The sequence below is a fragment of the Maricaulis sp. genome (assembly GCF_034670125.1).
In the GTDB taxonomy this organism is placed as follows: Bacteria; Pseudomonadota; Alphaproteobacteria; order Caulobacterales; family Maricaulaceae; genus Maricaulis.
In genome coordinates, this window is record NZ_JAXMOC010000009.1 from 107,480 (window position 1) to 114,409 (window position 6,930).

Genomic DNA, 6,930 nt, shown 5'->3' on the forward strand with positions numbered 1-6,930 from the left:
GGAATGAGTTTAGATTTTCTAACGTGAAAAGCCAATAATCGTCGTTTGTAATCACTGCATCGAATAGAAATATTGAAGCCGTCGCGCCACGAAGGCGCAGGAACGGACGAGTGACCATGCGTGTTTTCCCTGCCTCCATTCCCCTAGATGGACAGACGGTGATCGTTGTCGGGCATGGCCCGATGGCCGAGCCAAAAGCACGCCTGTTTGCGTCTTCCCCAGCCCGGTTGCTTTGGTTCACCGGTGAGTCCAGCGATCCTGTTGCTTCGGATATTGCCCAATATGCGAAGATCATCCGCCGTGTGCCGACGCGGCGGGACTTTCGTGGCGCGACATTGATTTTCCTCGCCGGTGGCGAGACCCATGAGCTCGACAAGCTGGCCCGTTGGGGCCGCAGCCAGGGCGCGATGGTCAATATCGTCGACAGCCCGGCCGCCTCCGACTTCCAGACCCCGGCCATTGTCGACCGCGACGGCATCGTTGTCTCGATTGCATCCGGCGGGGCGGCCCCCGTTCTCTCCGTCGACATCCGCGCCGCAATCGAACAGGTCCTGCCGGCGCGTATCGGCCTCATCGCCGATCTCGCCCGCGAGCTGCGCGGCACGGTGAAGTCGGTCTTCGACAAGTTTGATGACCGCCGCGCCTTCTGGGAACGCGCCCTGCGCGGCAAGGCCCGCGACCTCGCGCTGGCCGGCGACAGGTCCGGCGCCCGCCGCGAGATGCTGCGCGAGCTGAACGGCGAGACCGGACCCCGCGACGGGATCGTCCATCTGGTCGGCGCCGGTCCGGGCGATCCCGACCTTCTGACCCTCAAGGCCGCCCGCCTGCTGCGCGAAGCCGATGTGATCGTGCATGACCGCCTCGTTTCGCAAGGCGTGATGGAACTGGCCCGCCGCGACGCGCTGCGCATCGATGTCGGCAAGACCAAGGGCCACCACCCGGTGCCGCAGGAGCAGATCGGCAATATTCTGGTCCGCGAGGCCCGCAAGGGTCAGCGCGTGGTCCGCATCAAGGGCGGCGACCCGTTTGTCTTCGGGCGCGGCGGCGAAGAGCTGGATGTGGTCCGCGCCGCCGGGATCGCGGTCGAGGTCACCCCTGGCATCACGGCCGCTGTCGCCTGCGCCGCCTCAGCCGGCATCCCGCTGACCCATCGCGACCATGCCCAGTCGGTCACCTTTGCTTCCGGCGTCGTCAAGCAGGACGGGCCGGACGCCGATTACCGCACCCTGTCCGCCGCCAATTCAACGACGGTTTTCTACATGGGGGTCGGCGCCGCGCCGGATATCCAGGCGAAGATGGTTGCGGCCGGACGGGATCCCTCCACCCCGGTCGCCCTCATAGAGAACGGCACGCTGGACACGGAGCGCCGGGTTTACGGGACGCTCGGCGATCTCGCCGGGCTGGTCACGCGTGAAGCCATATGCGGACCCACCATCATGATTGTCGGCGAAGTCGCCGGCACTGCCATCAGCCAAGTCGCCGCAACAATCGGCCAGGAGCAATTCGCATGAAGGCCGTCACCGCCAACCGCCTCACCGATGGCCGCGTGATCTATCGCACCGCGACGGGTCAGTGGACCACCGAGCTCGCCGAGGCCGCCCGCCTCGATGACGACCAGGCCGACGCCACGCTGGAGATCGCCTCGGACGAAAGCCAAATCGCTGTCGGCGCCTATCTCATCGAACTCGAGGAAGACCGGCCCGGCGGTCAGAAATGGCGCCGCGAGAGCATCCGACTTTCCGGTCCCACGACCGGATCCACCCACGCCCAAGCGACGGCCTGAGCCATGTACAAGTATGACAGCTATGACCACGCCATGGTGGCCGACCGGATCGCGGAGTTTCGCGACCAGGTGACACGTCGTCTCGATGGTCGCCTGACCGAGGACCAGTTCAAACCCCTGCGGCTGATGAATGGCGTCTATCTTCAGCTGCACGCCTACATGCTGCGGGTCGCCATCCCCTACGGAACGCTCAACAGCACGCAGATGCGCACCCTGGCCGGTATCGCCCGCGATTATGACCGGGGGTATGGCCATTTCACCACGCGCCAGAACATCCAGTACAACTGGCCGGCCCTCGTGGACATTCCCGACATTCTCGACCGCCTCGCCGCGGTTGAAATGCACGCCATCCAGACCTCGGGCAATTGCATCCGCAATGTCACCGCCGACCCGTTTGCCGGCGCCGCCGCCGACGAGCTGGAAGATGGTCGCCCCTGGGCCGAGATTGTCAGGCAATGGTCCAGCTTCCACCCGGAATTCACCTTCCTGCCGCGCAAGTTCAAGATCGCCGTCAATGGCGCCTCGGCCGACCGCGCCGGGATCCGGGTCCATGATATCGGCCTGCAGATCGTGCAGAACGACGCCGGGACAACCGGGTTTGAAGTCTGGGTCGGTGGCGGCCAGGGCCGCACGCCGCGCCTGGGCCAGCTGATCAAGCCTTTCCTGGCGCCGGAAGACCTGTTGTCCTACCTGACCGCCTGCCTGCGCGTGTACAACCAGCACGGTCGCCGCGACAACCTCTACAAGGCCCGGATCAAAATCCTGGTCGAGGCGCTGGGCGCCGAGGAATACGGCCATCAGGTCGAGGACGAATGGGCGGCGATCCGCGACGGCGAACTGAAACTCCCGGCCGAGGAAATTGCCCGCATTCGCGCCTTCTTCGGCAAGCCGAAAACGGCCGCGACCGCGCCCGTCCCGGTGACCGAGAACCGCGCTTTTGCCCGCTGGATAGACCGCAATCGCCGCGACCATGCGGTCAATGGCCTGTCCTCTGTGGTGATTTCATTGAAGCCCATCGGCGGCACGCCGGGCGATATCACGGACGCACAGATGGACGCCGTCGCCGACCTCGCCGAACGCCACGGCTTTGACGAAATCCGCGCCACGCCGGACCAGAACCTGATCCTGCCGCATGTTCGCAATGACAAGCTTGAAGCGGTGTGGAGCGGACTGGTCGAAGCCGGCCTCGCTACGGCCAATGCCGGTCTGGCGACCGATATCGTCGCCTGCCCGGGCCTGGATTACTGCAATCTCGCCAATGCCCGCTCGATCCCGATCGCCCAGGCGATCTCCAGCCTGCTGGACGAGACCGGCCTGTCGGAAAAAGCCGGCGACGTGACCATCAAGATCGATGGCTGCATCAATGCCTGCGGGCACCATCACGTCGCCCATATCGGCGTGCTCGGCGTCGACAAGCGCGGTGAGGAATTTTACCAGATCACGCTCGGCGGCGCCTTCGGGACCGATGCCGCCATCGGCTCGATCATCGGCAAGGGCCTGGCCGGCGAGGATGTTCCCGCCGCCATCGCCCGCACGCTGGAAACCTATCTCGACATCCGCGCTGACGGAGAGCGCTTCATCGACACGCTGCGCCGTGTCGGTCCCGACGCCTTCAAGGAGGCCATCTATGCTGACGCTTGATCGCAAGGACGACACCCGCCCCATCATCGACGCCCAACTGGCCGCCGGTGGCGGACAGATCGTGGAACTGGCCGGTGATGCCGACTGGCGCCAGGCGAAGGCCGAGATCGCCGGCGCCGTCCGTGTCGACATCCGCTTTCCCAAATTCAGTGATGGCCGTGGCTTCACCCTGGCCACCCAATTGCGCCAGCGCGTCGGATATGCCGGCAAGCTGCGTGCGGTCGGCGATCTCATCCCCGATCAGGCCCAGCACCTGATCCGCGTCGGCTTTGACGATGTCGATCCGGATCGCAAGGGTCTGGACGCCGACTGGGCCCGCGCCCGCACGCGCTTTACCCACGCGTATCAACCGGGACGGGGCAATGTGACGCCGCTCTTCCGACATCGTCACAGGCGGCCGGAGGACGATCTCGCCGCGCTGAATGCCCGCTATCGCGACATGTCCCCACCGGACATTTTGCGCGATGCCATCAAGAATGAGTGGATTGGCAAGATCGCCATCATGTCGTCCTTCGGGGCCGAAGCGGCTGTCGGCCTGCACATGATCGCACAGATCGATCCGGCGACCCCGGTCATTTTTCTCGATACCGGCCGCCTGTTTGCCCAAACGGAACAGTATCAGCGCCAGCTCACTGATCAGCTCGGTCTGACAAATCTCCGCCTCCTGAAGCCGGACGCCGAAGCGGTGGCAGAAGTGGACGGCGACGAACGCTTGTGGCGTCGAAATCCCGACGCCTGCTGCGCCTTGCGCAAGGTGCGCCCGCTGGACGAAATCATCGGCGATTACGACGCCCTGATCACCGGCCGCAAACGCTTCCACGGTGGTGGCCGCATGGCGCTGCCCGTCGTCGAGCGCATCAATGGCCGCGTCCGGATCAATCCGCTCGCCAATTGGGACGCGACCGCCATCGAGGACTATTTCCAGCGCTTCGATTTGCCGCGACACCCGCTGACCGATATGGGGTATGCCTCGATCGGGTGCTGGACCTGCACGGCACCGGTTCAGGCCGATGGCGACATCCGCTCCGGTCGCTGGCTTGGCCAGACCAAGACCGAATGCGGAATCCACACCCCGGCCCAAGTTGCGGCTGAATAAGAAAACTGACGAAAGGACACTGCCCGTGTCTGCCAAACATGTGCTTGACCTGATCGGCAACACCCCGCTGATCCGGCTGGATGGTCCGTCCGACGCGACCGGTTGCGAAATCCTCGGCAAGGCCGAATTCCTCAATCCGGGCGGCTCCGTGAAAGACCGCGCCGCGCTCAATATTGTCCGCGAAGCGGAAGCCGACGGGTCGCTCAAGCCCGGCGGCTCCATCGTCGAGGGGACAGCCGGCAATACCGGTATCGGCCTCGCCCTGGTGGGCGGCGCGCTGGGCTATGACGTCATCATCGTCATGCCGCGCACCCAGTCGGAAGAGAAGAAAGCGGCCATTCGCTCCTTTGGTGCCCGCCTGATCGAGGTCGACGCGGCCCCCTTCTCAAGCCCCAATCATTTCGTCCATTATTCGCGCCGCCTCGCCGAGGAGCTCAATGAGAGCCAGCCCAAGGGCGCGATCTGGGCCAACCAGTTCGACAATCTCGCCAACAAGCGTGCCCACGCGCTGACCACCGGCCCGGAAATCTGGCAGCAGACGGGCGGCGATATTGACGGTTTCATCTGTGCGGTCGGTTCCGGCGGCACGCTGGCCGGCGTCGCCGAAGCCCTGCGCGCCCAAAAGCCCGATATCGCCATTGGTGCGGCGGACCCGGCCGGGGCGGCGCTCTATAATTACTACACCAAGGGTGAGCTGAAAGGCGAAGGTTCGTCGATCACCGAAGGCATTGGCGTCAACCGCATCACCGGCAATCTGGAAGGCCTCGCGGTCGACCATGTCTACCGGATCGAAGACGCCGAAATGCTGCCCATCCTGTTTGGCCTGGTGAAGACGGAAGGCCTGTCCCTGGGCGGTTCGGCCGGCATCAATATCGCCGGCGCCATCCGTCTGGCGCGTGATCTGGGGCCCGGCAAAACCATCGTCACCATGTTGTGTGACAGTGGTGCCCGCTATGCCGGCAAGCTGTTCAACCCGGACTTCCTGTCGTCGCGGGGCTTGCCTGTTCCGCCTTGGGCCGATACCGAAGCGCCGCGCGTGACGGCCTGACGCTTCGCCCCGACAGACCCCACCCGAAACCGAGTACGAGACCATGACGATGACCGCGACCGCGCCTTCCAAGAAGAATGCCGTTTCCGCCAAGCCCGGCCCGTTCACGGTGGAGACGGTGTTGTCGGTGACGCATTACACCGACCGGCTGTTCCATTTCCGCATCACGCGACCGGACGCCTTCCGCTTCCGCTCCGGCGAATTCATCATGATCGGCCTGCCCAAGGAAGACGGCAAACCGCTGCTGCGCGCCTATTCGCTCGCCAGCCCGTTCTGGGATGAGGCGCTCGACTTCTACTCGATCAAGGTGCCCGACGGCCCACTGACCTCACGCCTCCAGCACATCAAGGAAGGCGACGAAATCCTGCTCGGCCGCAAGCCGGTCGGCACGCTGGTGCTCGATGCGCTCAAGCCCGGCAAGCGGCTCTACATGATCTCGACCGGCACCGGCATCGCGCCCTTTGCCAGCCTGATCCGCGACCCGGAGACCTATGAGAAATTCGACCAGGTCATCCTCACCCACACCTGCCGCGAAGCCGCCGAGCTGACCTATGGCAACGAGCTGGTCGCCGCCGTCAAGGACGATGAACTGATCGGCGAGTTCGCCCGCGAAAAACTGGTCCATTTTGCCTCGGTCACCCGCGAAGACGGGCCGATCAAGGGCCGCGTCACCGACATGATCGAGAGCGGCGAACTGTTCGAACGCCTCGGCGTCCCGCCGCTCGACCCCGAAGCAGACCGCGTGATGATCTGCGGCTCGGAAGGCCTGCTGAAAGACGTCAAACAGATCTGCCTCGACCGCAATTTCATCGAGGGTTCGAATGCAGCGCCGGCGGATTTCGTCGTCGAGAAGGCGTTTGTCGCGACGTAGCGGCGCGGCTTTGGCCGGTCAGGCCATTCCTCACCTCCTTTCCCCTGTCATTTTTCCCGGAGGCGGGCATCGCCATCCGGAACCGACGGGAAACGCATCGCTTGCCGGACGGTCTCGTGGGTCCCGGATCTGCAACCTGCTTGCGCAGGTTTTCGTCCGGGGTGACAAAATTTTTGTGCATTTATCCCCGCTGCGCACCCCCTTCCTTCTCCCTTGGGAGAAGGTGGCCGGAGGCCGGATGAGGGGGATTCCTGGTGCACTCACCGGGATTTACCCCTCACCCTGCCCCTCTCCCAAGGGAGAGGGAAAGTGCGCTTTGGCAATTAAATTCACCAAACTTATCCTCCCCCCTTCCCGCCAACCCATAATGGCTTTGGTTTTCGGGACGGGAGGCACGAGCTCAGTCACTTGTGCCCGGAAACGAGCGGAGCCTGTCCGCGTGCGGGGATGACAGCCCGACACTCCGGCAGGGCGTGCGACCAGGTCGCGGG

The 6,930-nt window shown here is 64.4% G+C and carries 6 protein-coding genes; all 6 read left to right on the plus strand.

Features of this window, described 5'->3' with window-relative positions:
* Positions 1-116: 116 nt before the first annotated feature.
* The 6 genes from cysG to VOI18_RS14045 are packed head-to-tail and all read left to right on the plus strand — an operon-like array spanning position 117 to position 6,439.
* Positions 117-1,511: a siroheme synthase CysG gene (gene cysG / locus VOI18_RS14020; protein WP_323763041.1), complete on the plus strand. Its 1,395-nt coding sequence runs from the start codon at positions 117-119 to the stop codon at positions 1,509-1,511.
* Positions 1,508-1,783: a DUF2849 domain-containing protein gene (locus VOI18_RS14025; protein WP_323763042.1), complete on the plus strand. Its 276-nt coding sequence runs from the start codon at positions 1,508-1,510 to the stop codon at positions 1,781-1,783. The genes cysG and VOI18_RS14025 overlap by 4 nt, the downstream gene beginning before the upstream one ends.
* Positions 1,784-1,786: 3 nt before the next feature.
* Positions 1,787-3,424 (plus strand): nitrite/sulfite reductase, encoded by a 1,638-nt coding sequence (locus VOI18_RS14030; RefSeq protein ID WP_323763043.1) that lies wholly within the window; start codon positions 1,787-1,789, stop codon positions 3,422-3,424.
* Entirely contained in the window at positions 3,411-4,520 is a 1,110-nt protein-coding gene (locus VOI18_RS14035) for a phosphoadenylyl-sulfate reductase (protein WP_323763044.1), read from the plus strand. Before VOI18_RS14030 ends, VOI18_RS14035 begins: the two co-directional genes overlap by 14 nt.
* Positions 4,521-4,545: 25 nt before the next feature.
* Complete coding sequence (locus tag VOI18_RS14040; protein WP_323763045.1) at positions 4,546-5,568, plus strand: cysteine synthase A; 1,023 nt, start codon at positions 4,546-4,548, stop codon at positions 5,566-5,568.
* A gap of 43 nt (positions 5,569-5,611) precedes the next feature.
* Entirely contained in the window at positions 5,612-6,439 is an 828-nt protein-coding gene (locus VOI18_RS14045; RefSeq protein ID WP_323763046.1) for a ferredoxin--NADP reductase, read from the plus strand.
* Positions 6,440-6,930: the final 491 nt, after the last annotated feature.